Below are 26,878 nucleotides of genomic sequence, written 5' to 3'. Positions count from 1 at the left end.
TTTTTTGGTTGTCCAGGTTCGACCGCTCCACCCCTTCCGGGGCTCTCGCGGCGCGTCGCCTCCCGGCGACTCAGAAAACTTACAACATCGTCGGCTCGCGCCTCTCGATCCCGTAAGCCTGCTCCCCGCTCGAGCTCTCGCTCTCTGGGGCACAGTCCAAAATCATATCACCTGGGGCGGGCAGCTTTGGGGGAGGGCCCAAATCAGCGGTGCCTTGCCAGCCCAGCCGGGGCCAGGGCCACATCGGAGCAGCCCCAGGGACGGCCCCAGGGACAAGGGTGGCCCCAGCAGAGCTGCTCCCCGAGCGGCAGGACGGACTGGAGCGGCTGGCTGGGCTGAGCAACCGGAGCACGGCATCGGCGCCCTGAAGGGCTCCATCCGAGCGCTGCTGCGATGGGCAGGCTGCAACCGGAGCAGGGTCAGCGACGATGCCAGCTGTCCCTGAGGGACGTGCCGAGGGCCTGTGGACTCCCCCAGGCCTGAGGACGACCTGGCGGACAGAGCGCCAAAGACGAGGCCCAGGCCCACGATCACAGGGGCTGCCGGAAAACGGGCACAAAAAAGCCGCGATCACTCGCGGCTTGAAGGGTATGGAGGGTGGTGGCGGAAGCCGACCGATGACTCAGAACAGGCCCAGGGTGAGGGACTTGTCGATGGGCAGGCAGGCGCCGATGCCCAGGTAGATGGTGAACACGGTGCCGAACAGGAAGGCACCCATGGCCACGGGACGGCGGAACGGGTTCTGGAACTTGTTGAAGCTCTCGATGAAGGGGATCAGCATCAGGCCCAGGGGGACCATCGTCTGCAGGGTGATGCCCAGGAGCTTGTTGGGGACGACCCTGAGGATCTGGAACACCGGGTAGAGGTACCACTCGGGGAGGATCTCCAGCGGGGTGGCGAAGGGATCGGCCCGATCACCCAGCATCGCCGGATCCATGACGGCCAGGCCGACGAGGCAGGCGATCGTCCCGAGGATCACCACCGGGAAGATGTAGAGGAGATCGTTGGGCCAGGCCGGCTCACCGTAGTAGTTGTGCCCCATGCCCTTGGCCAGCTTGGCCCGCAGCTTGGGATCGGTGAGGTCAGGCTTCTTGAGGATGTGCATGGTGGGAGCTCGGAGCGCTGGTGACCGGTGGGGGAAGGCTAAGGGGAAGAACGGGGTTCAGAGCGGGCCGGAGATGCCCTGCTTACGGATCATCAGGAAGTGGATCAGCATGAACACCGCCAGCAGCCAGGGCAGAACGAAGGTGTGGAGGCTGTAGAAGCGGGTCAGGGTGGACTGGCCGACGCTCTCACCACCGCGGAGCAGCTCGACCATGAAGTCGCCCACCACGGGCACGGCGGCGGGGACGCCGCTGACGATCTTCACCGCCCAGTAGCCGACCTGGTCCCAGGGGAGGGAGTAGCCGGTGACGCCGAACGACACAGTGATCACGGCCATGGTGACGCCGGTGACCCAGGTGAGCTCACGGGGACGCTTGAAGCCGCCGGTGAGGTACACCCGGAAGACGTGGAGGATCAGCATCAGCACCATCATGCTGGCGCTCCAGCGATGGACCGAGCGGATCAGCCAGCCGAAGCTCACGTCGGTCATCAGGTACTGGACCGAGCTGTAGGCCTCCACCACCGTGGGCTTGTAGTAGAAGGTCATCGCGAACCCGGTCGCGAACTGGATCAGGAAGCAGACCAGGGTGATGCCGCCCAGGCAATAGAAGATATTGACGTGGGGGGGGACGTACTTGGCGGAGATATCGTCGGCAATGGCCTGGATCTCCAGGCGCTCCTCGAACCAGTCATAGATCGGGGACGACTTGGCGCCGGTGGACGAGTTCGCCATGCAGCGTGGGGCTTGGGTTGCGAGAGTCTACCGATCGTTCTGACCCCCCCGTGAGAGACCCGGCCCGCCGCTCCCTGCCGGCTCAATGGTTTGCAACAGGGCTGCGCACCCGGCTGGCGCCCATTCGGCTCCTGGTGGGGACCGGGCTCTGTCTGCTCCTGTGCCTGCCGCTCGGCATGCCCGCAGCGGCGCTGGCGCTCAACGATGCCCAGCAGCTGGTGGTGGAGGCCTGGCGGCTCGTGAACCAGAGCTACGTCGATCCTGCTCAGCTGGAGGCGGTGCAGTGGCGGCGCCTGCGCCAGAAGACCCTGGAGCAGCCGATCAGCAGCTCGCTGGAGGCCTACGCGGCGATCGAGGCGATGCTGGCCCCCATCGACGACCCCTACACCCGCATGCTGCGCCCGGAGGAGTTCGCCACCCTGCGCTCCAGCACCCAGGGGCGGGTGACCGGGGTGGGGCTCCAGCTGGGCCGGCGGGCGGGGGACCAGCGGATCGTGGTGATCGCCCCCCTCGACGCCTCCCCCGCCGCCGACGCCGGGATCGTCTCCGGCACGGAGATCCTGCGGGTGAATGGCACATCGGCTGAGGAGCTGGGGCTGGACGGCACCGCCGCCCGGCTGCGGGGACCCGCCGGCAGCGACGTGCTCGTGGCCCTGCGCGCCCCCTCGGGACAGGAGAGCGAGGTGCTGCTCGATCGCCGCGAGGTGGATCTGCAGCCGGTCCGCAGTCACCGCCTGCTCAGCGAGGGCCACAGCCTCGGATACCTGCGGATCACCCAGTTCAGCGAGCCGGTGCCCCAGCAGGTGCGGGCCGCCCTGGCCGCCCTGAGCGCCCCCGGTGGCAGCGGGCCGATCGAGGGGCTGATCCTGGATCTGCGCAATAACTCGGGCGGCCTGGTGGCCGCCGGGCTGGCGGTGGCTGATGGGCTGCTCGACGGGGACCCGATCGTGGAGACCCAGGACCGCGGCGGCATCGCCGACCGGCAACAGGCGGGTCCCGGACAGCTGTATGGCGGCCCCATGCTCACCCTGGTGAACGCCGGCACGGCCAGCGCCAGCGAGATCCTGGCCGGGGCCCTCCAGGACAGCGGCCGCTCGCCCCTGGCCGGCAGCCGCACCTTCGGCAAGGGGCTGATCCAGACCCTGATCAACCTGAGTGACGGCAGCGGCCTGGCGGTGACCGTGGCCCGCTACCTCACCCCCAGCGGTCGCGACATCCAGAACCAGGGCATCGAACCGGACGTGAGGCTGCCCCAGCCGGAGCCGCTGGAGCCCGATGGGGAAGGGGACACCTGGCTGCAGGAGGCGGCCGGGCTGCTGGTCGCCGGTCTGTCGGCCCCGGTCCCATGAGCCAGCGCACCTACCACGATCCGCTCCATGGGGCGATCCGCCTGGATCGCCAGGATCCGGCCGAGGCCCTGGTGATCGACCTGATCGACACCGCCCCCTTCCAGCGGCTGCGGCGCATCCGCCAGCTGGGGCCCGCCTTCCTCACCTTCCATGGGGCGGAATCCAGCCGCTTCACCCATTCCCTCGGCGTGCTGGCGGTGGCGCGGCTGGCCCTGCAGCAGCTGGAGCGGCTGGATCCCTCCCTGTCCCGGCACCGGGACGTGCTCTATGCCGCCGCCCTGCTGCACGACGTGGGCCACGGGCCCCTCAGCCACTCCGGCGAGGAGATGTTCGGCCTGCGGCACGAGACCTGGTCGGGGCGGCTGATCCGCGACCATCCCGCCCTGCGGGACCGGCTCGATGACGGCGCCCCGGGCCGGGCCGCCCTGGTGGCCGACCTGCTGGAGCACGGCCACCACCCCAGCCGGGCCATCAAGGCGCTGGTGAGCAGCCAGCTGGACTGCGACCGACTCGACTACCTGCTGCGCGACAGCTACAGCACCGGCACCCGCTACGGCCAGCTGGATCTGGAGCGGATCCTCGCCAGCCTCACCCTGGCGCCCGACGGGGATCTGGCCCTCCACCCCCGCGGCCTGATGGCGGTGGAGCACTACCTGGTGGTGCGCCATCTGATGTACCGGAGCGTCTACAACCACCGGCTCAACATCGTCTGCAACTGGCTGCTCAACCGGGTGATAAGCGTGGCCCGCAGGCTCGGCCCGGGCCGGGTCTGGGCTGACGCCACCATGGCCCGCTGGCTCTGGGACCGGGATCACCTCGATCTGGACAGCTACCTGGCCAACGACGACATCCGCACCGGCTACCACCTGGTGCGCTGGCGGGAGGAGGGGCCCGAGGAGCTGGCCGATCCCTGCGGGCGGCTGCTGGAACGGCGCCTGCCCAAGGCCACCGACGTCAGCGACCTCTCCCCGGCCGGCCGGATCGAACTTCTGGCGGTGGCACGGGGCCTCTGCGAACGGGCCGGCCTGGTGGCGGACGGCTGCTGCGCCCTGGAGCAGCGCCAGAGCCGGGGCTATCACCCCTACTCCGGGGGCCTGCGGCTGTGGGACGGCCAGCGGCTGCAGGCCCTCGAGCAGCGCTCACCCCTGGTGGCCAGCCTCTGCCAGACCGTCGACATGGCCTGGCTGATCCATCCGGCCCGGGTCAGCGATGCGCTGCGGGAGACCCTGGCGGTGCGGCGGCAGGACGACGCCGGCCGGCGGGACCTCTAGGTTCGCTGCACCGCAGGGCATCGTCGTGGCAGCCGCACTGATCCAGGCGATCGATGGCCAGCAGCCCCACCTGCTGCGGCTGCCGGCCGAGGAGGGTTCCGCCAGTGCCCTCGAGGAGGTGCGCTATGCCCTCGGCAGTCGCCAGCCACCGGCGGGCTCCGTGGTGCTGGAGGCGGGCCGCTGGCTGCTGCGGCTGCCGGATCTGCGCCAGCTGCAGGAGCTGCTGGGTTCGGTGCGGCTGGAACTGGTGCGGGTCGCCAGTCAGCGGCCGGAAACCCTTGTGGCCGCTGCCGCCCTCGGCCTCGGCATCGATCCGGGCCCGTCGCGGCCGGCGCCATCCGCCGCGGCCCCGGGGGCAGCGGCACCCGATCTGCTCGTGCATCGCGGCACCCTGCGCGCCGGCGACCATCTGCAGGGGGAAGGTTCGGTGCTGCTGCTGGGGGATGTGAACCCCGGCGCCCGGATCAGCGCCGCCGGCAACGTCCTGGTATGGGGGCGGCTGCGGGGCGTCGCCCATGCCGGTGTCAGCGGAAACCGGGAGGCGCGCATCGTGGCCCTGCAGCTGCGGCCCCTGCAGCTGCGCATCGCCGATGTGGTGGCACGGGGGCCCGAGGGTCTGCCGCCGCCGGGGCTGGCCGAGCAGGCCACGCTGGTGGAGGGGGAGATCCGGATCGATCCGGCAGCGCCGGACTTCAGCGGTTGAGCGGAGATCAGCGGTTGATCAGGCCGAAAGCCCCGAGCCCGCCGGCCACCGCCATGAACCACAGCGGCGAGATCCGGGTGCGCAGCATCAGCACGCACACCAGCAGGGACACCACCACCCCGGGGGCGTTGGTGTCGGCGGTCTGGAGGATCTTGACCCCCACGGCGAACAGGATGCCGAGGGTGATCGGGCCGAGGCCCCGCTCGAAGGCCACCCGCCAGGGGGACTCCCGCAGCCGGTTCCAGCTGAGGCAGGCCACCACCATCAGCAGGGTGGAGGGCAACAGGATGGCGATCTCGGCGCCGTAGGCGCTCAGCAGGGCCCAGCCGGGCCCCTCGGGCCAGCCGGCCCCCATGCCGAGCAGCCCCACGATCATGGAGCTGGGGCCGGGGGCCGCCTCGGCCAGGGCGTAGATGTCGGCGAACTGGGCGGGCCGCAGCCAGCAGTACTCGACGACGCTGAGGTGGTGGTACTCGGCCAGCAGGGTGTTGCCGCCCCCCAGGGAGAACAGCGACAGGCCAAGAAAGGTGCCCATCACCTGCAGCAGGTGGCCGAGATCGTTGAGGCGCATGGGGGCGCAGCTGGCCGCCTCGGCGGCGGCCGCCAGCAGCAGGGGCGGCATCAGCGCGGCTCTCCGGCCGGGGGGCCGGGCTGGGACCGCCGCGGCCAGTACCAGGCCATCGCCAGGGGACCGGCCACCAGCACCAGCGGCACCAGCCGCACATGGAAGAACGTCATCAGCACGAAGGTGACCGCCGCCAGCAGCAGGGCCATCGGATCCTTCCAGTACTCATCAAGGATCTTGAAGCCCATCGACAGGGCCATCCCCGCCGCCGCCGCCACCACCCCCGCCAGCACCCGGTCGAGGGCGGGCAGGCTGTGGAACTGGAAATAGAGCAGCCCGATCGCCATCAGCAGGGTGAAGGGCACCAGCAGCATCCCCGCCAGGGCCGCCAGGGCCCCGGGCAGGCCGCGGAAGAAGGTGCCGACGTAGACGGCCATGTTGATCTGGTTGGGGCCGGGGAAGAGCCGGGCCACGGTGAGTCCGGTGAGGAACTCCTCGTTGCTCATCCAGCGGCGCTGCTCGACGATGATCCGCTGGCTCCAGGCCGAGAGGCCGCCGCCAAAGGCGGACAGGGCCACCATCAACATGCCCGTGAACAGCTGCCCCAGCCCGGGCGGAGCGGCCGTCGGGGCGGGGGGCTCAGTCATGGACGAAGTGGGGATCCGGAGGCAGTTCCCCTTCCTCGTGATACTTGGGGTCGAGGGGATCGGGGGCGTTGTACTTGTCGGCGTTCTCCCAGTCGGTCTCGAACATCTCGCGCAGCCGCGCCACCACCTCGGGGGCATCGCTCTCGATGCCCAGTTCGCGGCGCAGATCGAAGGCACTGCGGTCGATGTTCATGGAGCCCGTCTGGGCGAAGGCCCCATCCACCAGGATCAGCTTGGCGTGCAGCTTGGGCCGCTGCTGCCTGCGCACCTTGACGCCGAAGCGCTGCATCACCCGCAGGGAGGAGAAGGTGTCGTAGATGTCCCAGTCGCTGATGCCGTGCTTGCCGCCGCACAGCACCCGCACCTTCACCCCCCGCTCCCGGGCGCTGATGATCCGCTCCAGGATCACCGCATCGACGAACTTGGGGTGCTGGATCCAGAGGGTGCGGGTGGCGGCATCGACGATGCGGGCCATCTGACCGCGGCTGTGGGCGCTGCTCCACACCAGTCCCACCCCCAGATCGGGCTGGAAGAAGACGCGCTGCCAATCGGCCTCGAAACCGGCGGTCACCTGGGCCACCACGGCGGGGTTGTAGGTGAGCACCCCGTAGTCGCGGGTCTCGGTGAAGTACTTGTCGGCCAGGTTGAAGGTGGCCACCAGGGCGGTGTGCCGGTCGACCACCATCGATTTCTCGTGGGTCACCGGGAAGGCCTCGCTGGTCCAGGCGGTGTCGATGCCCCAGCCCTGGAGGCGGGCGAAGGCCTCGTCGTTCCAGCGGTCACCGCCGGAGGTGTGGGGGTTGAGCATGACCCTCACCTCCACCCCCCGCTCCCGGGCCCGCCGCAGGGCCTCCTCCACCGCCTCCGACTGCAGCTTGAACTGCTTGAGCAGCAGCTGCTCGCTGGCGGTCTCGATCAGCGCGACCACTGCGTCCACACCGTCGTCGGGCATCACCAGCAGCCTCTGGGGCCGGTGGGGGGCAGTGGTCATCGCAGCGTGGAGGGGATGGGCCTTTCTAGCGGCAGTTCCAGGCCTTGGCCCAGCCGCCCCGCCCAATGGGATTAACCTGCCGCGACGCCCGTGGACGCCGTGACGTCAGCCTCCCCTCGCATCATCCTCATCTGCTCCGGCAAGGGGGGCGTCGGCAAGACGACCCTCACCGCCAACCTGGGGATCGCCCTGGCCCGGCTGGGGGAGCGCACCGTCGTTCTCGATGCCGATTTCGGCCTGCGCAATCTCGATCTGCTGCTCGGCCTGGAGAACCGGATCGTCTACACCGCCCAGGAGGTGCTGGCCGAAACCTGCCGGCTGGAGCAGGCCCTGGTGAAGCACAAGCAGGAGCCCAATCTCTCCCTGCTGCCCGCCGGCAATCCCCGGATGCTCGAGTGGCTCACCCCCGAGGACATGCAGCGGATCGTGGCGATGGTGGCGGAGCGGGCTGATTTCGTTCTGATCGACTGCCCGGCAGGGATCGAGGACGGCTTCAAGAACGCCGCCGCCGCCGCCCGCGAGGCGATCGTCATCACGACACCGGAAGTGTCGGCCGTGCGGGATGCCGACCGGGTGATCGGCCTGCTCAACAGCCGGGGGGTGGCACCGGTGCAGCTGGTGCTCAACCGGGTGAGGCCCAAGATGATGGCCAGCCAGGAGATGCTGGGCGTCGATGACGTCACCGACATCCTGGCCCTGCCCCTGGTGGGCCTGGTGGTGGAGGACGAGCAGGTGATCGTGTCCACCAACCGGGGGGAACCGCTCACCCTCAACGGCAACGGATCCCCCGCCGCGAAGGCCTACCAGAACATCGCCCGGCGCCTGCGGGGCGAGGACATCCCCCTGGAGGATCCCTCCAAGGCCCGCAGGGGCCTGCGCGCCCGGCTGATGAACAAGATCCGCAAAACCACCGGTCTCTTCTGAGCACCATGACGCTGTTCGATTTCATCCAACGGTTGCTGGGGCGCCAGAAACCCAGCGGCACCATGGCCAAGGAGCGGCTGCAGCTGGTGCTGGCCCACGACCGCAGCGACCTCAATCCCGAACTGCTCGAGCAGATGCGGCGCGAAATCCTTGAGGTGGTGCAGCGCTACGTGGAGATCGACATCGAGGAGGGCGACGTGAGCCTGGAGACCGAGGACCGCGTCACCGCCCTGGTGGCCAACCTGCCGATCAAGCGGGCCCGTCCCCTGCCGGCCCTGGTGGCGGCAGCCGCCGCCGTGGGCATGGCCCAGGCGCCCGATGCCGAAGCCGCCCCGCAGGAGCTGGCCTTTCCCCTGGCCAGCGAACCCACCGAAGATCCCTCCCCCGCCGATCCCGACTGAGGCTCCACCGCCCGGGAGACCGCCGACGGGAATCCTGCAGGCAGTGCAGCGATGGCAGGCCGTGGCCGAAGCGTTCCCGGTGGCGATCACCCCAGCGGAGCAACGGGTCCTCGATCTGCTGCGCCAGGGCGACAGCAACCGCCATATCGCCGCCCAGCTGGTGCTGAGCCCGCGCACGGTGGAGTGCCACGTCTCCCACCTGCTGGCCAAGACCGGCTGCCGCAGCCGCACCCAGCTGCTGCTCTGGGCCCTGGCCCAGGGATAGGGTGGTCCGGGCCAAGGGCCCATGCCGGCTTAGCTCAGTGGTAGAGCAGCGCTTTTGTAAAGCGAAGGCCATCGGTTCAAATCCGTTAGCCGGCTTGCCAGGGGATGGGCGCAGCCACCGCCCTTACCATCGGCCCAGCACAGCGCACGGGAGGCCATGGCGAGCCACACCTGGCTGGTGGCAGGGCTGATCGCCCTGCCGGGGGCCCTGGCCCAGGTCCCACCGGGCCCGCCACCGCCCCTGCCGCCGGCCCGCTCCGGCGCCGAGATCCTGGGCAGTCCCGGCATTCGCACCCGCTACGCCGATCCCAGGGGCCCGGCACCCACGGCTGGGGCGAAAACGCTGCCGGCCGTTGGCCCGCCGGCGCGCCCCCTGACGGTTCCCGTCAACGAGCGGGTGGATTTCACCCCGACGATGGAGGAAGGCCCGTTCCAGCAGCCCACCCTGCGGGGGCTGTTCCGCTGGGATCTGCAGCAACCCGCTTCCCGCTGAAGGGCTTCAGCCGATGGCCTGCCAGAGCGACAGCAGGCCGAAGGCCAGGAACAGGCCACCACTGAGGCGATAAAGCACCCTCTCGCTGATCCTGCCGCCGATCCACTGGCCCGCCCCCACCGCCAGCCAGGTCACCAGGGCATGGCCCAGGAGCGTGCCGGCCAGCAGGCCGGCGAAGGTGAAGGCCGGCGCCGCCGCCAGAAAGATGGTGGCGAACTGAGTGCGATCCCCGAGTTCGGCCAGGAACACCAGCACGAAGGCTTCCCAGATCACGCCCCCCGGGCCACGGATGCTGCCATCGCTCTCGGCTGCGTCGATCGCCTGCCTGGCCTCCTGGGCCTCCTCCTTGGCGGCATCGGCGGGCAGGCCGGCGGCATCCACCAGCAGCTTGATGCCGAAGCCGAGGAACAGGGCCGCCGCCAGCCAGGGGACGATGGCCTGGGGGAGCCACTCCCTGAGGCCGTACCCCATCCCCAGGGACAACAGGGTGACCAGGGTGAGGGCGGCGAAGGCCCCCACGAACACCCAGCGGGGGCGATGGCGCGCCGCCAGGATCAGGGCCATGAAGAAGGTCTTGTCGCCCAGCTCGGCCAGGGTGATGGCCGTGAGGCTGGAGCCGAAGGCGGCCAGGCCGGGATCACCGGCGGGGGGAAGGGTCATGGGGGCGTCGGGCACGCCTCCGTCGGCGCTGGACAACGGGACCGGCCGCGGGAAAGGGCGATGCCGGGGGAATCGCTGGGGAGGCTAGGTGCCTGCCGGCCCCGGGCGGCCGCTGGGTGGGCGTCACGTCAGCGGGGGGCCATCAGGCGCCGGCGAACAGCCACAGGCTGAGGGCCAGCAGCAGCCAGCCGAGCCAGCCCAGATCGAAGATGGGGGTGGCCAGATGCACCAGGGGCACCAGCGTCCAGTGGCTGAGGGACACCCCCAGCAGCACCACCAGCAGGAGCGGCAGCATCAGGCGCCTCCCGCGCCCGCCGGCGGCGTGGCCCCGGAGCGGAGCACCGCCCAGGGGCCGTCGCTGGACTCCTCCCCCCGCCAGGCCAGGACGGTGCTGGCCTGGCCCGACCCCGGGGGCCAGGGCAGGGGCTCCAGCAGGGCCAGCCCGGGGAACTGGCTGGCGGCCTCCGCCGCCGTGGTGGCCGCAGGCTGCCCGGAGCGGTTGGCGCTGGTGGTGGCCAGCGGACCGCTGAGGCGCAGCAGCTCCCGGGCCCGCTCGCAGGCCGGCACGCGCAGGCCGAGGCTGGTGCCACCGGGGTGGAGATGGTCGGTGAGGGCTCCGCTGACCGGCAGCACCAGGGTGACGGCCCCGGGCCAGCTGGACCGGGCCTGCTCCAGCCAGGCCTCCTGCCAGGGCACCCCGAGGACCGTGATCAGCTGGGGCAGGTCGGCCCCCATCAGGATCAGGGGCTTGTCGGCGGGCCGTTGCTTGAGGCGCCAGAGCAGGGCGGCCGCCGTGGGCCGGCAGGCCAGGGCCGGCAGGGTGTCGGTGGGGAACAGGACGGCCTCCCCGGCCGCCAGGCACCTGGCCAGATCGGCGGGACCGTTCATCGGGCGCCGGGCCTCCAGGCACTGGCGAAGCGGGCCTGGCCCTCCAGGTCGGCGTGGACTCCGGGGCGCTCCAGGCCGGCGGCGCGCAGCAGCTCGCCGACCGCCTCGCTCTGGTCGTGGTGGTGCTCCAGCAGCAGCAGGCCGCCAGGGGCCAGCGCCTGCAGGGCCCCGGCCATGATCGAGCGGAGGGCCGTCAGCCCGTCGGGGCCACCATCGAGGGCCTGCCGGGGTTCGTGATCGCGCACCACCGGCTCCAGCCCGGCCAGGGTGGCGCTGGGGATGTAGGGGGGGTTGCTCACCACCAGATCCAGCCCGCCCCACCAGGGCTGCAACGGCTGCCACCAGTCGCCCGCCAGCAGAGTGACCTGGCGCTGCAGGTCCCAGCGGGCGAGGTTGGCGCCGGCCTGGGCCAGGGCTTCGGCGCTCGCCTCGACGGCAAAGCCCTGACTGGTGGGCAGGCTGCGGGCCAGGGCGATGGCCAGGCAACCGGAGCCGGTGCCCAGGTCGGCCCAGCAGGCGATGGGGCGGCCCGGCCGCCGCAGCTCCAGGGCCAGATCCACCAGCAGCTCCGTTTCCTGCCGGGGTATCAGCACCCCGGGGGCCACCGGCAGTTCCAGGTCGCGCCAGGGGCAACGGCCCACCAGGTACTGGAGGGGCTCGTGGGTGTGCAGGTGGCGGCGCCAGAGGGCGTCGAGCGACTCCAGCTGACGATCGAGCCGGACGGTGGCCTGCGGGTGACACCAGAGCGACTGCAACTGGCTCCAGCGCAGCCCGCCGCCCAGATCCAGCAGCCAGTCGAGGTCGGTGGCGGCGCCGCCCTGGGCCAGCAGGCGGCGGCGCCACTCCAGCAGTTCCGCCCCCGTGACCGTCAGGGCCTCGGACCCGGGCGCCGGGGGGGCGGAGATCGGGGCTGCGATCGGGGGGGTGCCGGCCGGGGAAACCATGGGGGGAGCCTAATCAGGGGCGACGGCCTCAGCAGGGGCGCCAGCAGAGGCCCGCTTCGGCCCGCAGCCGGCCGGCCAGCTCCAGCTCCAGCAGCCGGGGCATCAGCTCGGCCATGGGGCGATCGAGCGCCAGGCTCAGCTGCTCGAGGCTGGCACCTCCGCCCACCGCCGCCAGCAGGCCCTCGGCCGCCATCACCTCGGCATCCGCCGGCTCCCCTGGCGGTGCCGACCCTGGCCCGCCGCGGGCCAGGGGGCCGGGACCCAGCTGGTCGATCAGGTCGGCGGGGAGGAGCAGGGGTGTGGCCCCCCTGGCCAGCAGCCGGTTGCTGCCCATGGCCGAGGCCCGGCCGGCATCGGCGGGCACCACCCACAGGGGCAGCTCCAGCTGCCAGGCCAGCTCGGCCGAGTGGAGCGCCCCGCTGACGACCGGGCACTCCACCACCACCACCGCAGCCGCCATGGCCACCAGCAGGCGGTTACGGGCGGCGAAGCTGCCCGGGCGTACGGCGGCACCCTCGGCCAGCTCGCTCACCAGCAGACCCTGGCGGGCCACCTGGCTCTGCAGCAGTGCGTGATGGAGGGGATAGGCGCGACCCAGCGGTGTGCCCAGCACCCCCACCGGGGACCCTCCGGCCGCCAGGCACCCCTGGTGGGCGGCCCCATCGATGCCCTCCGCCAGCCCGCTCACAACGGGCCAGCCCGCCTCGGCCAGGGCCGCGCCGATGGCCTGGGCCATCGAGAGACCGTGCAGGGACGGGCGGCGGGTGCCCACCACCGCCACCGAACGGCGCTGGCCCAGGTGGGGCCAGAGGCTGCCCCGCCCCTGCCAGCACAGCTGCAGGGGCGGCCGCTGCAGCTCCCCCAGGCCCGCTGGCCAGCCCCGATCGCCAGGGACGAGCACGCCACGGCCGAAGCGACACCGGGGCGCGAAGGCCTCCAGGGGCCGGGGCCCCCAGCGGCGGCGGAAGCGCTCCACCCCCGCCACCAGCCCCTCACCGAGACCCGGCACCGCCGCCAGCTCGGCAGCGGAAGCCCCCCAGGCGGCGGCCAGCCCACCACAGCCGGCCTCAAGGGCCCGCAGGCGCTGCCAACCGAGGCCGGGGCAGCGGCTCCAGAGCAGCCACCACAGCCGCTGCTGCCGGTCCCAGACCGGAGACACCCTGCGGGGGAACACCCCCTGCACCAGATCTCCCATGGCCCGCGCCGGCGTCCGATCAGCAGTACAAGCGTACTATGGCTGGATCCCGGTGTCGGCTGGTCCCTCCCGCAGGATGGCCAGAGCCTGCTCCAGGTCCTGCGGCAGCCGTCGCAGCAGCCGGCGCTGCGAGGCCCCCCTGGAGAGATCCACCAGCACGAGGTCGACGCACGCCTCGGCCGCCAGCCCCCCATCCGGACGCAGGAAGCGGCTCTGCCAGGAAAGCTTCACGCCCTCCCGCGGCAGCACCCGGCTGTGGATCGCGACCGCATCACCGTGGAGCAGGGCCTGGCGGTAATCGATGCGCAGGCCCACCACCGGCAGCTCCAGCCCACGGGCCGACAGGTCGCTGTAGTGGAGGCCGGCCCGGGCCAGGGCCTCGACGCGGGCCTCCTCCAGCCAGGCCAGATAGGCCCCGTGCCACATCACGCCGGCGTGGTCGGTGTGCTGCGGCAGCACCCGCCGGTTCAGGCACCACCAGCCCGCTTCGGAGCGCTGCATCACGGTCTTCACCACGGGGGACTGTGGACAGAGGATCAGCCATAGGCTGATCCAGAGCCTCTTTGACGTCTGTGTTCCGCAACCTGCTGATCGCCGATTCCGGCAAGGGTCATGTGGAGGAGATGGTCCGCATCCTGCGCGACATCCCTCCCTGCCGTCAGGCCCGGATCAACCTGCTGCACGTGATTCCCGAGCAGGGGGGTCTGGATCTGGAGAGCCACCGCCAGCAGGCCGAGGTGCTGATCAAGGAGGCCATCGAGCGTCTCGGTCTCAGCCCCGGCGAGGTCAACACCCTGGTGCGCGAGGGCGACGCCAAGCTGACCGTGCTGAACGTGGCCGATGAGCTGGAAGCCGACCTGATCGTGATGGGGTCACGGGGCCTGGGCAGGCTGCAGTCGATCCTGGGCAACAGCGCCAGCCAGTACGTCTTCCAGCTCTCCACCCGGCCCATGCTGCTGGTGCGGGACGACCTCTACGTGAAGGCCATCAACCGGGTCCTGGTGGCCATCGACGGCACCGGGGTCGGCGACGATGCCCTGCGGCTGGCCTGCGAGCTGGTCCAGGGCATCCCCGGCGGCAGCCTCACCGGCGTGCATGTGTCCCGCCAGGACATCACCCCGTCGCGCGGGGGACGCACCCCCGGCGACGACGTGCTGCAGAAGGCGATCCAGCGGGCCCGCAGCTTCGGCGTGGAGATGAAGGGCGTGCATCTCACGGGCGAAATTGCCCGCGGTGTGTGCGCCGCCGCCGAAGAGGCGAAGGCGGATCTGGTGGTGATTGCCTCCCAGGACCGCAGGCCGCTCGTGGCCCGGGGCCTGGTGGATCTCGACAAGCTCCTGGGCAGCTCGGTCAGCGATTACATCCGGGTGCACGCTCCGGCTCCGGTCCTGCTGGTGCGGGAGCCGGAGGGACGGGCGCGCTGAGCCTGACTCAGCCGCCCTGGCGGCTGTTGGTCTGGATGTAGAGAATGATCAGAAAAACGGCGGGAACCAGAACGAACAGGAGGCTGGCAACGAAGCCGAGGTCGTTGGTTTCCATGACTGCTGGAGAGGTTCTGAGAAGGTATCACCGCCCATCGGCGGGAAGGACGCCCCCTTCATCGCTCGTTGCGGATGGGTCGGCCTCCACCTCCGGCTCCTCGTCCTCGGGGGGGAGGGGCCAGGCGGTGGGGCCCTCCGGCAGGGGCTGGGTGCGGGCCCTGGCCAGGTCGCCCTCCCGGTCGTCGAGTCCCACCTGGGGCCTGGTGAGCACCATCACCGATTTCTGCACCAGGGCCTGACAGGCCAGCCGCCAGCCCTGGGGACGCCGCCTCAGCTTGAGCTGCTCCACCGCCGTCTGCTCCGTGAGGGCGTTGGCCGCTCCGCCCTCCACCACCTCCACGAAGCAGGTGATGCACTGGCCGCAGCCGCCGCAGTTGCCCAGCCGTCCCTTGAGGCCGTACAGCTCGATGCCTTCGCGCAGGGCGACCTCGCGGAGGTTCTCCCCCGGATAGCACTCCACGTCACGCTGCTCACGCACGAACCGGATCACGGGCATGGCGGAAGCCTCTGGGGGAACTGGACGGCTCCCATTGTGAGGCGCGCCGTTGCGGTCCGTTACCTGGGCCCCGTGCCGTTGCCCGCAACCCTTACCATCGCCAGCACGGATCGGTATCCACCGAGCGTCTCCTTAGCCGCCATCGCCCCGGCGACCGGCTTCGGCAACTGTCAACCCAGACCTGACCCCCCAATGGGATTGCCCTGGTACCGGGTGCACACGGTCGTCATCAACGACCCGGGCCGACTGCTGGCCGTGCACCTCATGCACACCGCCCTGGTAGCCGGCTGGGCCGGCTCCATGGCGCTCTACGAGCTCGCGATCTTCGACCCCTCCGACCCGGTCCTCAACCCCATGTGGCGCCAGGGCATGTTCGTCATGCCCTTCATGGCCCGCCTGGGCGTGACGGGGAGCTGGGGCGGCTGGAGCGTCACCGGTGAAACCGGCGTCGACCCCGGCTTCTGGAGCTTCGAGGGCGTGGCCGCCGCCCACATCATTTTCAGCGGCCTGCTCTTCCTGGCCGCCATCTGGCACTGGACCTACTGGGATCTCGAGATCTGGCAGGACCCCCGCTCCGGGGAGCCCGCTCTCGACCTGCCCAAGATCTTCGGCATCCACCTGCTCCTGGCGGGTCTTGGCTGCTTCGGCTTCGGCGCCTTCCACCTCACCGGTGTGTTCGGTCCGGGGATGTGGATCTCCGATCCCTACAGCCTGACGGGCCACCTCGAACCGGTGCAGCCCGCCTGGGGTCCGGAGGGCTTCAACCCCTTCAACCCGGGCGGGATCGTGGCGCACCACATCGCCGCCGGAATCGTCGGCATCATCGCCGGCATCTTCCACATCACCACCCGACCCCCGGAGCGCCTCTACAAGGCCCTTCGCATGGGCAACATCGAGACGGTCCTGGCCAGCGCCATCGCCGCGGTGTTCTTCGCGGCCTTCATCGTGGCCGGAACCATGTGGTACGGCTCGGCAGCCACCCCGGTTGAGCTGTTCGGCCCCACCCGCTACCAGTGGGATCAGGGCTACTTCAAGACCGAGATCAACCGCCGCGTCCAGACGGCCATCGACAACGGCGCCACCAAGCAGGAGGCCTTCGCGGCCATTCCCGAGAAGTTGGCCTTCTACGACTACGTCGGCAACAGTCCCGCCAAGGGTGGTCTGTTCCGCGTGGGCCCGATGATCAACGGTGACGGCCTGCCCACCTCCTGGATCGGTCACATCGCCTTCACCGACAAGGAAGGCCATGACCTCGAGGTTCGTCGTCTGCCCAACTTCTTCGAGAACTTCCCGGTGGTGCTCCAGGACGAGCAGGGCATCGTCCGCGCCGACATCCCGTTCCGTCGGGCCGAGGCGAAGTACTCCTTCGAGCAGCAGGGTGTGACGGCCACCGTCTACGGCGGTGCCCTCAACGGTCAGACCTTCACCGACCCGGCGGATGTCAAGCGGCTGGCCCGCAAGGCCCAGCTCGGCGAGGCCTTCGAGTTCGACCGTGAGACCTACCACTCCGACGGCACCTTCCGCAGTTCCCCCCGCGGCTGGTTCACCTTCGGCCACGCCTGCTTCGCCCTGCTCTTCTTCTTCGGCCACATCTGGCACGGTGCCCGCACCCTCTACCGTGATGTCTTCGCCGGTATCGACCCCGATCTCGGTGAGCAGGTGGAGTTCGGTCTGTTCGCCAAACTGGGCGACCGTTCCACCCGGCGCCTGCCCGAGGGCTACGTGCCCCCGGCCGGTTCCACCCTCAGCTGACCGCCAGTCCCCCCGAGGATTCCCATGGAGAGCTTCGCCTACATCCTGATCCTGGCCCTGGCCATTTCCACCCTGTTTTTCGCGATCGCCTTCCGCGATCCCCCGAAAATCGGCAAGTGACCAGCCTTCCTGATTGATGCAGCCCCCGGGAAACCGGGGGTTTTTTCATGCCAAGGGCCCCAACCGGGAGGCCACCCCTTCTCTTTGTGCGCGTAGCTGTTTACACTCCGAACACTTGGACGCGTGCCCGGGGATGCAATGTCCCTCCTGCCAACACACCGATAGCCGCGTTCTGGAATCAAGGGCCGCCGATTCCGGGCGCAGCGTGCGGCGGCGAAGGGAGTGCCTCAACTGTGATTTCCGCTTCACCACCTACGAACGGGTCGAGACCGTTCCGATCACCGTGGTCAAGCGCAACGGCAGCCGCGAAACCTTCAACCGCAGCAAACTCCTGCATGGTCTGCTGAGGGCCTGCGAGAAGACAGGCCTGGAACCGGCCCGGCTCGAGGCTGTCGTTGACGACATCGAACTGGCTCTGCAGCAGCGGGTCGGCCGCGAGGTGAGCAGCAACGAGATCGGGGAGCTGGTGCTCCAGCGCCTGCGGGAGATGAGCGAGGTGGCCTACGTGCGCTTCGCCTCCGTGTATCGCCAGTTCCAGAGCGTCAGCGATTTCGTGGCCACCCTCGAAGGGCTGGGCAGCCGCGGCAAGGCCAAGAGCCGGCTGGCGGTGGTGGGCTGAACCCGGCGCCAGGCCCGCGAGCCGATCGGGGAGCCGGTCCGTTGATAGAGTGATCGATCGGGTGTGCGCTGCAGGCGGGCAGCCATCCCGTTCCTTCGCACTGCCACCGGCAGACCGCCCCAGCTCCATGACCCTCACTCCTTCTTCCGAAGCCGACACCCTCGAGGCCCTCACGCCGATCAGCAGCGAGGAGGCCGCCGACATCGAGGCCACAGCCGATCTCGATCTGGCGATCCCGGAAGAGGTGCCCAGCGCCGACGACTCCAGCAGCCGGGTCAGCGCACGGGACGGCGACGGTGTGGGCTTCACGCTGGACGAGTTCGCGGCCCTGCTCAGCAAGTACGACTACAACTTCAAGCCCGGCGACGTCGTCAACGGCACCGTCTTCGCCCTGGAATCCAAGGGCGCCATGATCGACATCGGCGCCAAGACCGCCGCCTTCATGCCCCTCCAGGAGGTGTCGATCAACCGCGTCGAGCATCTCTCGGACGTGCTCGAACCCGGCGAGGTGCGCGAGTTCTTCATCCTCAGCGAGGAGAACGAGGACGGCCAGCTGACGCTGTCGGTCCGTCGCATCGAGTACCAGCGCGCCTGGGAACGGGTGCGCCAGCTGCAGAAGGAGGACGCCACGATCTACAGCGAGGTGTTCGCCACCAACCGCGGCGGCGCCCTGGTGCGGGTGGAGGGTCTGCGGGGCTTCATCCCCGGCAGCCACATCAGCACCCGCAAGGCCAAGGAGGAACTCGTGGCCGACTTCCTCCCCCTCAAGTTCCTCGAGGTGGACGAAGAGCGCAACCGGCTGGTGCTCAGCCATCGCCGCGCCCTGGTGGAGCGCAAGATGAATCGCCTGGAAGTGGGCGAAGTGGTGCTGGGTACCGTCCGGGGCATCAAGCCCTACGGCGCCTTCATCGACATCGGCGGCGTCAGCGGTCTGCTGCACATCTCCGAGATCAGCCACGAGCACATCGAGACCCCCCACACCGTGCTCAACGTCAACGATCAGATGAAGGTGATGATCATCGATCTCGACGCCGAGCGGGGCCGGATCTCCCTGTCCACCAAGGCCCTCGAGCCGGAACCGGGCGACATGCTCAGCGATCCCCAGAAGGTGTTCGACAAGGCCGAGGAGATGGCCGCCCGCTACAAGCAGATGCTGCTCGAGCAGGCCGAGGACAGCGAGCCCATGGGTGTCTCCCTCGAATGAGCACGGCTCGGATCCGCTGACGATGGTTCACCTTTCCCTGCGGGGCACCCCGCTGCCCTGCGGGGACGGGCCACTGGAGGCGGTGCTGTTCGACAAGGACGGCACCATGAGCCACAGCGAACCGATGCTCGAGGCCCTGGCTCAGGCCAGGGTCTTTCACTGTCTGGCCCTGGCCGGCCAGGCCGAGGGCGACCCGGAGCGCCTCAGCGACCTGGGCGCCCTCCTGCGCCGCGCCTACGGCCTTTCCGCCGAAGGGATCCACCCGGCCGGCACGATGGCGGTCGGGAGCCGCGACCAGAACCTGGTGGCCACGGGCACCGCCCTGGCCCAGGTGGGCTTCGGCTGGCCCGAAGCCCTGGCCATGGCCGAGGCGGTGTTCGCCCGCACCGATGGCCTCCACGGCCAGGGGAGTGAACAGCGGCCAGCCCCCACCCCCGGCCTGCGGCCCCTGCTGGAGGCCCTGCGCCAGGCGGGAGTGCGTTGCGCCGTCATCAGCAACGACCATGTGGAAGGCATCGAGGCCTTCCTGGCCGCCCACGATCTGGCCGCCTACGTGCAGGCCATCTGGAGCGCCGAGCATCAGCCCCGCAAGCCCGACCCCGCCGCCATCCACGGCCTTTGCGAGGAACTGGGCGTGGCGGCCCAGAGCTGCGCCCTGGTGGGCGACGCCAACAGCGACCTGCGCATGGCACGGGCCGCCGGGGTGCCCGTGGTGCTCGGCTATCGGGCGGGCTGGCGAAGGCCGGTGGCGCTGGATGGCTCCTTCCTGCAGCTGGACCACTGGCAGGAGCTCGCCGTGGTGCAAGGACCGGCGAACCGGTGGGAATAAGCTCAGCCATCGACTGATCCCATCCCCCCTATGAGCCGTTTCGTCTTCACCTCGGAATCGGTGACGGAAGGCCACCCCGACAAGATCTGCGACCAAGTGAGCGACGCCGTGCTCGACGCGCTGCTGGCCCAGGATCCCTCCAGCCGGGTGGCCTGCGAGACCGTGGTGAACACCGGCCTCTGCCTGATCACGGGGGAAGTCACCACCAACGCCCGCGTCGACTTCAACACCCTGGTGCGGGGTGTGATCGAGCAGATCGGCTACAGCGGTGCCCGTGCCGGCGGCTTCGATGCCCGCAGCTGCGCCGTCCTGATCGCCCTCGACCAGCAGTCGCCCGACATCGCCCAGGGTGTGGATGAGGCCGACGACCACGACGGCGATCCCCTCGACAAGGTGGGCGCCGGCGACCAGGGCATCATGTTCGGCTACGCCTGCGACGAAACGCCGGAGCTGATGCCCCTGCCGATCAGCCTGGCCCACCGGCTGGCGCTGCGGCTGGCCCAGGTGCGCCATGACGGCAGCCTCGGCTACCTGCTCCCCGACGGCAAGACCCAGGTGAGCGTCGTGTACGAGAACGACCGCCCCGTGGCGATCGACACGATCCTGATCTCCACCCAGCACACCGCCGAGGTGGAAGGCATCAGCGACGAGAAGGCCGTGCAGCAGCGCATCAAGGAGGACCTCTGGTCCCACGTGGTGCAGCCCGCCACGGCCGACCTGCCCCTCAAGCCCTCCAAGGAAGACACGCGCTTCTACGTCAACCCCACCGGCAAGTTCGTGGTGGGCGGCCCCCAGGGCGACGCCGGCCTGACCGGCCGCAAGATCATCGTGGACACCTACGGCGGCTATGCCCGCCACGGTGGCGGCGCCTTCTCGGGCAAGGACCCCACCAAGGTGGACCGCTCCGCCGCCTACGCCGCCCGCTACGTGGCCAAGGCCCTGGTGGCCTCCGGCCTGGCCCACAAGGCCGAGGTGCAGCTCAGCTACGCCATCGGCGTGGCCCGGCCCGTGAGCATCCTGGTGGAGAGCTTCGGCACCGGCGCCCTCAGCAACGCCGACCTCACCGCCCTGGTGCAGGAGCACTTCGACCTGCGCCCCGGCGCCATCATTGAAGCCTTCGGCCTGCGGGAACTGCCCCAGCAGCGGGGCGGCCGCTTCTACCAGGACGTCGCCGCCTACGGCCACTTCGGCCGCAAGGACCTCGACCTCCCCTGGGAGGACGTGACCGCCATCGCCGCCACCCTGAAGCAGGCCACGGCGAGCCGTGTCAGCGCTGTATCTGGGGGTTGACCTCGGCAGCAGCGGCCTGCGCCTGGCCGTTCTGGCCGAGGCCGGCGCTGCCGGCGGGGACCCCGCCAGCCCCGTTCTGGAACGGCAGTCCCCGTACCCGGGCCGCTTCGAGGATCCCGAGGCCTGGCGGCAGGGCCTGATCGATCTGCTGGCGGACGTGCCAGAGGAGGTCCGCCGGCGGGTGGGGGGGGTCGCCATCGATGGCACCTCCGGCACGCTTCTGGCCTGCGGTCCAGGAGGCCGCCTGCTGCCGCCGCCCCTGGCGGACGCCCTCCCGTACCACCAGGCCTGTCCGGAGCAGGCCGGGGCCATCGCCACCCTGCTGGCCGCGGGGAGCGGGGCGTGGGCCGCGGGGAAAGGGGCGTGGGCCGACCATCCCGCCGCCAGCAGCAGCGGCAGCCTGGCCCGGGCCCTGCGCCTGCAGTCCCTGGCCCGGGAGGCGGGCCTCGCCCAAGGCCTGCTGCTGCGCCACCAGGCCGACTGGCTGATGGGCTGGCTGCTGGACGACTGGCGCTGGGGCGAGGAGGGCAACAACGCGCGGCTGGGCTGGGACCTGCAGCAGGGCCGCTGGCTCGCGGGGGTGGCCGAAGGCCTGGGTGCCGGGGCCCTGCCTGGGATCCGCCCCAGCGGCAGCCGCCTCGGGCGGCTGGCTCCGGCGGCGGCGGCCTGCCTGGGCCTGCCGGCTGACTGCCAGGTGGTGGCCGGCAGCACCGATGCCAATGCCGCGGTGCTGGCCGCCGATCCCCAGGAGGGCGATGGCATCACCGTGCTGGGCACCACCCTGGTGCTGAAGCAGTTCGTGGACGCCCCCCTGGCCGGGGCCGGGCTCAGCAACCACCGGGTGGGCGGCCGCTGGCTGGCGGGGGGAGCCTCCAACGCCGGCGCCGGCATCCTGCGCCGCTTCTTCGACGACGCCCAGATCGCCGAACTGAGCCGCCAGATCACGCCGGACCGTCCCACGGGGCTGGCCCTGCGGCCCCTGAGCCGCCGGGGCGAGCGCTTCCCGGTGGACGACCCGGCGCTGGAGCCGATCCTGGAGCCGAGGCCCGCCAGTGATGCCCGCTATTTCCAGGCCCTGCTGGAGGGTCTCACCGCCATCGAGGTGGCGGGCTGGCGGCGGCTGCGGGAGTTGGGGGCCCCGGCCCTGCGGCGGGTGATCAGCGTCGGCGGCGGCGCCCGCAACAGCCAGTGGCGGGCCCTGCGGACGCGCGCCCTGGGGATCCCGGTGCTGAACCGACCGAAACGCACTGCGGCCCTGGGCATGGCCCTGCTGGCGCGGGCCAGCTCCAGGATGGGGGCCGAATCCGTCTCGCCCCGGCCATGAACGAACGTCTCAAATCGATCCTCGCCATGGCCCTGTTCGTCGTGCTGGCCGGCTATGTGGGCTTCAGCGGCGTGCGGCTGGGTCTGCTGCTCTGGCAGCGGTTCGCCGGCGCCTGATCCCAGAATTCCCCCAACCGACCTGAACCCATGGCCGCCGATCCCCTCACCGCTGCAGTGAGCGACCGCATCTGCAAGCACATGAACGACGACCACGCCGAGGCCGTTCTGGCCTACGCCCGCCACTACGGCGGCTGCACCGAGGCCAGTGAGGCCCGGATGGTGGCCGTGGAGCCCGAGGCCATGCGCCTGGAGGTGGACGGCACCCGGGTGGAGGTGCCCTTCGACCACGCCCTCACCGACAGCGAGGACGCCCACCGCACCCTGGTGGCCATGCTGCGGTCGCTCCCCGGGAAGGCTTGAAGCAGCGACTGCGCCGCCACCGGCGGCGCCCCTCCCCTGACCCTTCTCGCACGCCTGAGCCGGCTTCCGCTCGACTGGTTCGCCGCCACCCCCTGCCCCCTGTGCCGTGGCCTGCAACCGCCCCAGCACGGGGCCGGAGCGGCATGCCCGGACTGCCGCCGCCGCCTGCCCCTGCCGGCCGGGGCCCTGAGGGGCAACGAGCCCCTGCTCTGGTGGGCGGCTGGGTCCTACGACGGCGAGCTGCGGCGGTTGCTGCTCGGGCTGCGGCAGCGGCCTGAGCCCGCCGGGGTCGGCGCCCTCGTGACGGTGCTGGCGGAGGGATTGCCCCAGTGGCGGCAGCGGCCGCTGGTGGTGCCGGTGCCGAGCTGGAAACGGCAGGCCAATCCCCTGCCGGCCCTGGTGTGCCGGGAGCTCGTTCGCCAGCTGGGCTATCGCCGCGCCGATCTGCTGGAGCGGTCACGGCCCGTGCTCGGCCAGCACCACCTCGGCAGGACCCTGCGCTTGGCCAACCAGGAGGGGGCCTTCCGCTGTCGCCGGGGCCCCCGCCTCGGCGAAGCCCTGGGCCGGCCGGTCCTGATCGTCGACGACATCCTCACCAGCGGGGCCACCGGCTGCAGCGCCGCCACAGCCCTGGAGACCCTCGGCTGGCAGGTGGTGGGACTCCTCTGCCTGGCCCGCACGCCCCGGTCGCGCACCCGGACGGGCCGCCCCCCCAGCGGGCCGTGATCTAAGATCCCTGCGTCGCTTCGGCGACGGGCCGGGATAGCTCAGTTGGTAGAGCAGGCGATTGAAAATCGCCGTGTCCCCAGTTCAAATCTGGGTCCTGGCATTGCGTGCGGACTGCTCTGCAGCCCATCACCATGCCCCATCAGCCCTCGACCTCCAACCAGATCTTCAACAACGCCGACAGCTTCGCCCAGGCGTTCGATGAGGCCTGGCAGGAGCACAGTCGACAGGATCCCTCCCACGGGCTCTCGACCGCCGACAAGCTTGAGGCGATCCTCGGCCAGGTGGCTGGTCACCCGTTCGCCGAATCTGATCCGGCCATGGCCCGCCAGGTGGGGGCCTTCAGGATCCGCCTCCTCGACCTTTAGGTGGCCCCCATGAGCAGCTCCCTTGCCCGCCTTCTCCAGCTCCTGAGCGGTGGCTTCAGCAACCAGAGCCAGGCCTTCGACAATCCGCCCATCTACGCCCACATCCTGGTCAAGTTCCGGCCCTTGCCCCACCTGGCCCCGGGCTCGCTGCTGCTGGAGCAGTCCTACGCCATCTCACCCGGCACGCCCTACAGGATCCGGGTGCTGCGGGCCGAGCGCCGCGACGGCGACCTGATCATCCATAACCAGGCCCTCCAGGACGAGCAGCGTTTCTGGGGCGCCATCGAGGATGAGGAGCGACGCCGCAGCATCGCGGAGACCGACCTCCTGCCCCTCGAGGGCTGCACCTACGTGGTGCGGGAGGTGGGGGAGGGGTTTGCCGGCGAGGTGGAACCCGGGTGCCGCTGCCTCGTGGAACGCAAGGGGAGCCTCGCCTACCTGGTCAGCAGCTTCGAGATCGATTCCCGGGGCATGCGCACCATCGACCGGGGCCACGACCCGGCCACCCATGAGCAGCTCTGGGGATCCCTGGCCGGCCCCTTCGAATTCGAACGCACCGACGACTACCGCGCCGAACTTCCCCCCGCCTGGCTGGAGGCCTGATCGGGCAGGGGCCGCACGGGCTCAGGAGCCGGAACGGTCGAAGGACGCCCGGGCTCAGAACCCTCGGCAGGAGAACGCCTGACGAGGAGATCGCCGGGCGGGAGAGGCTTCAGCCGGCGATCATCTCGTCCATGAAGGGCTGCTCCCCCTCGTCCAGAAAGGGATCGACCTCCTCCTGGCCCAGATCGAAGGATTCCGTCACCGGCAGGGAGGCCGGTGGCTCCTGCTGCAGCGCCGGCGGCTGCACCGCCTGCAGATGGCGGGACGTGCCGACGCGATCCAGACCCCGCAGGGCCGCCTCGATCCTGGCCAGGCGCTCTTCGGTGTCCCCCAGGCGCTCGTCCATGGCGGCCCCATGGGTGGCCTCGAGGTCGGCGACCTCCTCCAACCGCGCACCGATGCGATCCTCGTGGCCCCCGAGCCGTTCCTCGAGCTCCAGCAGGCGGTAGGTGAGCGCTTCAGCCACCTGGGACAACACCTGCAGCTGATCGGCCAACCGGAGGGAGGAGTCCTCGGATGGGGACACAACAGAAGCCATGACGGCACCGGGATCATGGCCGGATGGTATCGGCGTGGGGCCGACCCGCCAGGGGTGGCCCCGGCCGGGGGATTTGTAACGATTCTGAAAACCCTGTCGTGGCGAGCGGACAGGCCCATAGGATCCGCCTTGCAGCCCATGATTCGGGACGTTTCCTGCAGCCGTCCTCGAAGGCCTCTGCAGATCCGCCGTTGCAGATCCGCAGCTGCAATCCGCAGAGACCAAGCGCCCTGCCCACCGACCTTCTCTCCAACGCCTCTCCCCCGGCACCCACGCTCATGACACTTGCCAACGCTGCCTATCTGGGCATCGAGCGTTTCTCCAGCGACCGCAACAAGGAAAACTGGACGAACGCCACCGAAAACGACAAGGCCGCCCTGATCCGCGCCGTCTACAAGCAGGTGCTCGGCAATCAGTACGTCATGGCCAGCGAGCGGCTCTCGGGTCCGGAGTCCCTCTTCAAACGCGGCTACCTCAGCGTGCGGGAGTTCGTGCGCCAGGTGGCCAAGAGCGGGCTCTACAAGGCCAAGTTCTTCGAGAACTGCAACCCCTACCGCTTCATCGAACTGAACTTCAAGCATCTCCTGGGCCGGGCGCCCCAGAACAAGGCCGAGATGCTGCATCACTTCACGATCCTGCAGGAGCAGGGCTACGACGCCGAGATCGACTCCTACCTCGACAGCGCCGAGTACCAGAACCGCTTCGGCGAAGAGGTGGTTCCCTACCTGCACGGCTGGGACTACTCCTCCGGCCAGCAGGGCCTGCAGTTCTCCTACATGCTCCAGCTGACCCGGGGTGTGGGCGCCTCGGTTCGGGGCGATCTGCTCAAGAACCAGTCGCGCCTCAACCCCTCGGTGCATGCGGAAGCCCCCATGCCGGTGGTGAGCCCCAACGCTCGCGGCAGCGTCTTCCGCAAGGTCTCCACCGACGGTGTCACCCGCCAGGGCGTGGGCGCCGGTGAAGAGGGACGCACCTTCCGGGTCGAGATCTCCGGCTTCAACAACTACCGCCTGCACAAGCGCAGCAACCGGGTGCGCTTCATCCCCTTCAACAAGCTGCTCCAGACCCAGCAGCAGATCCTCCGCGAAGGCGGCCGCATCGCCAGCATCACCCCGGTCAACTGAACCGGGCTCCCGTTCAGCCTTACCCCCCTACCCCTCCGAATCCATGAAGGTTTCCGCAGGTACCCGAGGCACCGGCCTCAACAGTTCCCGCCAGGTGGCGTTCACCGTCACCGGCGTCAACAACAACGACTACTCCCGCACCGCGGACATGGTCATGAACGTGCCGTTCACCCGCATGAACGAGACCATGCGTCTCGTCCACGCCATGGGCGGCAAGATCGTCAGTGTCTCCGTGACCGGCGGCGGTACGGGCGCCGAGGCGCCGGCCCCCCGCAAGGGCAAGGCAAAAGCCGAAGGCTGAGGCCAGCCCAGGGCCAACCCACAAGTCGGCCTTTCGATGGGGTCCCCTCCGAGGGGGCCCTTTTTCATGCGCCCCTTTTCATGGGCCCTCTTTCATGGTCGGGGCGCATGGGCCGGATTCGAGGCTCGGGACAGCGGGCCTTACACCCATCCGCTGGATGAACCGTCCAGGCTGAACCCCAGCCGCCGGCCAGATGGCCAGAACCGCTGCGGCCGTTTGGATCCTGGCGGTGGTGACCATTTATTAAGGCACCCCCATCCACCGGACGCCTTCCCCAACAATAGGTAGGTCTTTCGGAGCGATGCCCGGCCTTGGCCAGGCAATCATCGAAAGCAACGACGCAGTCGACGTCAGCCCTCCCCCCGGACTGACGCTCCAGACTCGACCCCCTTACCCACCCAATCCCGACGTTCGACGTCGAGAACAGGAGCTAACTCAATGTTCGACGCCTTCACCAAGGTCGTTGCTCAGGCTGATGCCCGCGGCGAATTC

General features: G+C 70.1%; 35 protein-coding genes and 2 tRNA genes. 23 read left to right on the top strand and 14 right to left on the bottom strand.

Annotated elements, in window-relative coordinates; genetic code table 11:
* Positions 1 to 622 precede the first annotated feature (622 nt).
* Together petD and petB are read right to left on the bottom strand one after the other, a co-directional pair.
* Complete coding sequence (gene petD / locus KUG38_RS15440) at positions 623 to 1,105, bottom strand: cytochrome b6-f complex subunit IV (RefSeq protein ID WP_094585067.1); 483 nt, start codon at positions 1,103 to 1,105, stop codon at positions 623 to 625.
* Between the two features lie 57 nt (positions 1,106 to 1,162).
* Positions 1,163 to 1,837, bottom strand: a complete 675-nt coding sequence (petB, locus tag KUG38_RS15435) for a cytochrome b6 (RefSeq protein WP_015109205.1) — start codon at positions 1,835 to 1,837, stop codon at positions 1,163 to 1,165.
* A gap of 50 nt (positions 1,838 to 1,887) precedes the next feature.
* Between petB and ctpZ the strand changes: the two genes are divergently transcribed.
* Genes ctpZ through KUG38_RS15420 form a run of 3 tightly spaced genes read left to right on the top strand, consistent with a single transcriptional unit; the run spans position 1,888 to position 5,160 of the window.
* Positions 1,888 to 3,186 carry a carboxyl-terminal processing protease CtpZ gene (gene ctpZ, locus KUG38_RS15430; protein WP_216923175.1) on the top strand — a complete coding sequence of 433 codons (1,299 nt, stop codon included), beginning with the start codon at positions 1,888 to 1,890 and terminating at the stop codon, positions 3,184 to 3,186.
* Positions 3,183 to 4,457 (top strand): HD domain-containing protein, encoded by a 1,275-nt coding sequence (locus KUG38_RS15425; protein ID WP_216923174.1) that lies wholly within the window; start codon positions 3,183 to 3,185, stop codon positions 4,455 to 4,457. The genes ctpZ and KUG38_RS15425 overlap by 4 nt, the downstream gene beginning before the upstream one ends.
* A 25-nt stretch (positions 4,458 to 4,482) precedes the next feature.
* On the top strand, positions 4,483 to 5,160 hold the full coding sequence (locus KUG38_RS15420; protein WP_216923173.1) for a septum site-determining protein MinC: 678 nt from the start codon (positions 4,483 to 4,485) through the stop codon (positions 5,158 to 5,160).
* Between the two features lie 7 nt (positions 5,161 to 5,167).
* Here KUG38_RS15420 and KUG38_RS15415 read toward each other — a convergent pair whose 3' ends face one another.
* Genes KUG38_RS15415 through KUG38_RS15405 form a run of 3 tightly spaced genes read right to left on the bottom strand, consistent with a single transcriptional unit; the run spans position 5,168 to position 7,363 of the window.
* The gene (locus KUG38_RS15415; RefSeq protein WP_216923171.1) at positions 5,168 to 5,782 is read right to left on the bottom strand and encodes a chromate transporter; all 615 of its coding nucleotides are present in this window, start codon (positions 5,780 to 5,782) and stop codon (positions 5,168 to 5,170) included.
* Entirely contained in the window at positions 5,782 to 6,372 is a 591-nt protein-coding gene (locus KUG38_RS15410; protein ID WP_216923169.1) for a chromate transporter, read from the bottom strand. The genes KUG38_RS15415 and KUG38_RS15410 overlap by 1 nt, the downstream gene beginning before the upstream one ends.
* The gene (locus KUG38_RS15405) at positions 6,365 to 7,363 is read right to left on the bottom strand and encodes a phospholipase D-like domain-containing protein (protein ID WP_094585061.1); all 999 of its coding nucleotides are present in this window, start codon (positions 7,361 to 7,363) and stop codon (positions 6,365 to 6,367) included. Before KUG38_RS15405 ends, KUG38_RS15410 begins: the two co-directional genes overlap by 8 nt.
* A gap of 90 nt (positions 7,364 to 7,453) precedes the next feature.
* Here KUG38_RS15405 and minD point away from each other — a divergent pair, with 90 nt between their 5' ends.
* The 5 genes from minD to KUG38_RS15380 all read left to right on the top strand — a co-directional run bounded on the left by minD (position 7,454) and on the right by KUG38_RS15380 (position 9,445).
* Complete coding sequence (gene minD / locus KUG38_RS15400; protein ID WP_216923167.1) at positions 7,454 to 8,287, top strand: septum site-determining protein MinD; 834 nt, start codon at positions 7,454 to 7,456, stop codon at positions 8,285 to 8,287.
* Positions 8,288 to 8,292: 5 nt separating this feature from the next.
* Complete coding sequence (gene minE, locus KUG38_RS15395; RefSeq protein ID WP_216923165.1) at positions 8,293 to 8,688, top strand: cell division topological specificity factor MinE; 396 nt, start codon at positions 8,293 to 8,295, stop codon at positions 8,686 to 8,688.
* 61 nt (positions 8,689 to 8,749) lie between these two features.
* The gene (locus KUG38_RS15390; protein WP_233133869.1) at positions 8,750 to 8,953 is read left to right on the top strand and encodes a response regulator transcription factor; all 204 of its coding nucleotides are present in this window, start codon (positions 8,750 to 8,752) and stop codon (positions 8,951 to 8,953) included.
* A gap of 23 nt (positions 8,954 to 8,976) precedes the next feature.
* Positions 8,977 to 9,048: transfer RNA gene (locus KUG38_RS15385), tRNA-Thr, on the top strand.
* A 61-nt stretch (positions 9,049 to 9,109) separates the two neighbouring features.
* A complete protein-coding gene (locus KUG38_RS15380) occupies positions 9,110 to 9,445 on the top strand; it encodes a hypothetical protein (protein WP_216923163.1) in 336 nt (111 codons plus the stop codon).
* A gap of 6 nt (positions 9,446 to 9,451) precedes the next feature.
* Here the strand turns inward: KUG38_RS15380 and KUG38_RS15375 are convergent, their stop codons facing one another.
* The 6 genes from KUG38_RS15375 to KUG38_RS15350 all read right to left on the bottom strand — a co-directional run bounded on the left by KUG38_RS15375 (position 9,452) and on the right by KUG38_RS15350 (position 13,633).
* Positions 9,452 to 10,105 carry a TMEM165/GDT1 family protein gene (locus KUG38_RS15375; RefSeq protein WP_216923161.1) on the bottom strand — a complete coding sequence of 218 codons (654 nt, stop codon included), beginning with the start codon at positions 10,103 to 10,105 and terminating at the stop codon, positions 9,452 to 9,454.
* 142 nt (positions 10,106 to 10,247) lie between these two features.
* Entirely contained in the window at positions 10,248 to 10,400 is a 153-nt protein-coding gene (locus KUG38_RS15370) for a hypothetical protein (protein ID WP_216923159.1), read from the bottom strand.
* The gene (locus KUG38_RS15365; RefSeq protein ID WP_216923157.1) at positions 10,400 to 10,993 is read right to left on the bottom strand and encodes an L-threonylcarbamoyladenylate synthase; all 594 of its coding nucleotides are present in this window, start codon (positions 10,991 to 10,993) and stop codon (positions 10,400 to 10,402) included. Before KUG38_RS15365 ends, KUG38_RS15370 begins: the two co-directional genes overlap by 1 nt.
* Positions 10,990 to 11,937 (bottom strand): peptide chain release factor N(5)-glutamine methyltransferase, encoded by a 948-nt coding sequence (gene prmC / locus KUG38_RS15360; RefSeq protein ID WP_216923155.1) that lies wholly within the window; start codon positions 11,935 to 11,937, stop codon positions 10,990 to 10,992. The genes KUG38_RS15365 and prmC overlap by 4 nt, the downstream gene beginning before the upstream one ends.
* A gap of 28 nt (positions 11,938 to 11,965) precedes the next feature.
* On the bottom strand, positions 11,966 to 13,132 hold the full coding sequence (locus KUG38_RS15355; protein WP_216923153.1) for a DNA-processing protein DprA: 1,167 nt from the start codon (positions 13,130 to 13,132) through the stop codon (positions 11,966 to 11,968).
* Between the two features lie 36 nt (positions 13,133 to 13,168).
* Positions 13,169 to 13,633, bottom strand: coding sequence for an acyl-CoA thioesterase (locus KUG38_RS15350; RefSeq protein WP_216923151.1), 465 nt, complete (start codon positions 13,631 to 13,633; stop codon positions 13,169 to 13,171).
* Positions 13,634 to 13,704: 71 nt separating this feature from the next.
* On the opposite strand from KUG38_RS15350, the gene KUG38_RS15345 reads away from it, so the two are divergent.
* A complete protein-coding gene (locus tag KUG38_RS15345; RefSeq protein WP_216923176.1) occupies positions 13,705 to 14,556 on the top strand; it encodes a universal stress protein in 852 nt (283 codons plus the stop codon).
* Positions 14,557 to 14,563: 7 nt separating this feature from the next.
* Here the strand turns inward: KUG38_RS15345 and psbM are convergent, their stop codons facing one another.
* The gene (gene psbM / locus KUG38_RS15340; protein WP_015109223.1) at positions 14,564 to 14,671 is read right to left on the bottom strand and encodes a photosystem II reaction center protein PsbM; all 108 of its coding nucleotides are present in this window, start codon (positions 14,669 to 14,671) and stop codon (positions 14,564 to 14,566) included.
* Between the two features lie 27 nt (positions 14,672 to 14,698).
* On the bottom strand, positions 14,699 to 15,169 hold the full coding sequence (locus KUG38_RS15335) for a 2Fe-2S iron-sulfur cluster-binding protein (protein WP_216923149.1): 471 nt from the start codon (positions 15,167 to 15,169) through the stop codon (positions 14,699 to 14,701).
* A gap of 192 nt (positions 15,170 to 15,361) precedes the next feature.
* Between KUG38_RS15335 and psbB the strand changes: the two genes are divergently transcribed.
* From psbB to KUG38_RS15275, 12 genes are all read left to right on the top strand, one after another.
* Positions 15,362 to 16,921: a photosystem II chlorophyll-binding protein CP47 gene (gene psbB / locus KUG38_RS15330; RefSeq protein WP_094585051.1), complete on the top strand. Its 1,560-nt coding sequence runs from the start codon at positions 15,362 to 15,364 to the stop codon at positions 16,919 to 16,921.
* A 24-nt stretch (positions 16,922 to 16,945) separates the two neighbouring features.
* A complete protein-coding gene (locus tag KUG38_RS15325) occupies positions 16,946 to 17,041 on the top strand; it encodes a photosystem II reaction center protein T (RefSeq protein ID WP_010314684.1) in 96 nt (31 codons plus the stop codon).
* Positions 17,042 to 17,174: 133 nt separating this feature from the next.
* On the top strand, positions 17,175 to 17,660 hold the full coding sequence (gene nrdR, locus KUG38_RS15320) for a transcriptional regulator NrdR (RefSeq protein ID WP_094585050.1): 486 nt from the start codon (positions 17,175 to 17,177) through the stop codon (positions 17,658 to 17,660).
* Positions 17,661 to 17,787: 127 nt separating this feature from the next.
* Entirely contained in the window at positions 17,788 to 18,864 is a 1,077-nt protein-coding gene (locus KUG38_RS15315; protein WP_216923147.1) for a 30S ribosomal protein S1, read from the top strand.
* 22 nt (positions 18,865 to 18,886) lie between these two features.
* Positions 18,887 to 19,693, top strand: a complete 807-nt coding sequence (locus KUG38_RS15310) for an HAD family hydrolase (protein ID WP_216923144.1) — start codon at positions 18,887 to 18,889, stop codon at positions 19,691 to 19,693.
* 30 nt (positions 19,694 to 19,723) lie between these two features.
* Positions 19,724 to 20,983 (top strand): methionine adenosyltransferase, encoded by a 1,260-nt coding sequence (gene metK, locus KUG38_RS15305; protein ID WP_216923142.1) that lies wholly within the window; start codon positions 19,724 to 19,726, stop codon positions 20,981 to 20,983.
* Positions 20,958 to 22,307: an FGGY-family carbohydrate kinase gene (locus KUG38_RS15300; protein WP_216923140.1), complete on the top strand. Its 1,350-nt coding sequence runs from the start codon at positions 20,958 to 20,960 to the stop codon at positions 22,305 to 22,307. Before metK ends, KUG38_RS15300 begins: the two co-directional genes overlap by 26 nt.
* 146 nt (positions 22,308 to 22,453) lie before the next feature.
* Positions 22,454 to 22,726 (top strand): DUF2470 domain-containing protein, encoded by a 273-nt coding sequence (locus KUG38_RS15295; protein WP_094585045.1) that lies wholly within the window; start codon positions 22,454 to 22,456, stop codon positions 22,724 to 22,726.
* A gap of 249 nt (positions 22,727 to 22,975) precedes the next feature.
* Positions 22,976 to 23,452 (top strand): ComF family protein, encoded by a 477-nt coding sequence (locus tag KUG38_RS15290; protein WP_216923138.1) that lies wholly within the window; start codon positions 22,976 to 22,978, stop codon positions 23,450 to 23,452.
* A gap of 30 nt (positions 23,453 to 23,482) precedes the next feature.
* A tRNA-Phe gene (locus KUG38_RS15285) sits at positions 23,483 to 23,555 on the top strand.
* 31 nt (positions 23,556 to 23,586) lie between these two features.
* On the top strand, positions 23,587 to 23,820 hold the full coding sequence (locus KUG38_RS15280; protein ID WP_216923136.1) for a hypothetical protein: 234 nt from the start codon (positions 23,587 to 23,589) through the stop codon (positions 23,818 to 23,820).
* A 9-nt stretch (positions 23,821 to 23,829) separates the two neighbouring features.
* Positions 23,830 to 24,423 carry a chromophore lyase CpcT/CpeT gene (locus KUG38_RS15275; protein WP_216923134.1) on the top strand — a complete coding sequence of 198 codons (594 nt, stop codon included), beginning with the start codon at positions 23,830 to 23,832 and terminating at the stop codon, positions 24,421 to 24,423.
* Between the two features lie 109 nt (positions 24,424 to 24,532).
* Here the strand turns inward: KUG38_RS15275 and KUG38_RS15270 are convergent, their stop codons facing one another.
* Entirely contained in the window at positions 24,533 to 24,961 is a 429-nt protein-coding gene (locus KUG38_RS15270) for a hypothetical protein (protein ID WP_216923132.1), read from the bottom strand.
* A gap of 278 nt (positions 24,962 to 25,239) precedes the next feature.
* Here KUG38_RS15270 and KUG38_RS15265 point away from each other — a divergent pair, with 278 nt between their 5' ends.
* Together KUG38_RS15265 and KUG38_RS15260 are read left to right on the top strand one after the other, a co-directional pair.
* On the top strand, positions 25,240 to 26,085 hold the full coding sequence (locus KUG38_RS15265; protein WP_216923130.1) for a phycobilisome rod-core linker polypeptide: 846 nt from the start codon (positions 25,240 to 25,242) through the stop codon (positions 26,083 to 26,085).
* Between the two features lie 43 nt (positions 26,086 to 26,128).
* A complete protein-coding gene (locus tag KUG38_RS15260) occupies positions 26,129 to 26,386 on the top strand; it encodes a rod-capping linker protein CpcD domain-containing protein (protein WP_094585039.1) in 258 nt (85 codons plus the stop codon).
* Positions 26,387 to 26,878: the final 492 nt, after the last annotated feature.

The organism is Synechococcus sp. CCAP 1479/9 (assembly GCF_019038535.1).
Classification (GTDB): domain Bacteria; phylum Cyanobacteriota; class Cyanobacteriia; order PCC-6307; family Cyanobiaceae; genus Cyanobium.
This window is presented reverse-complemented; position numbering and strand designations above follow the sequence as displayed.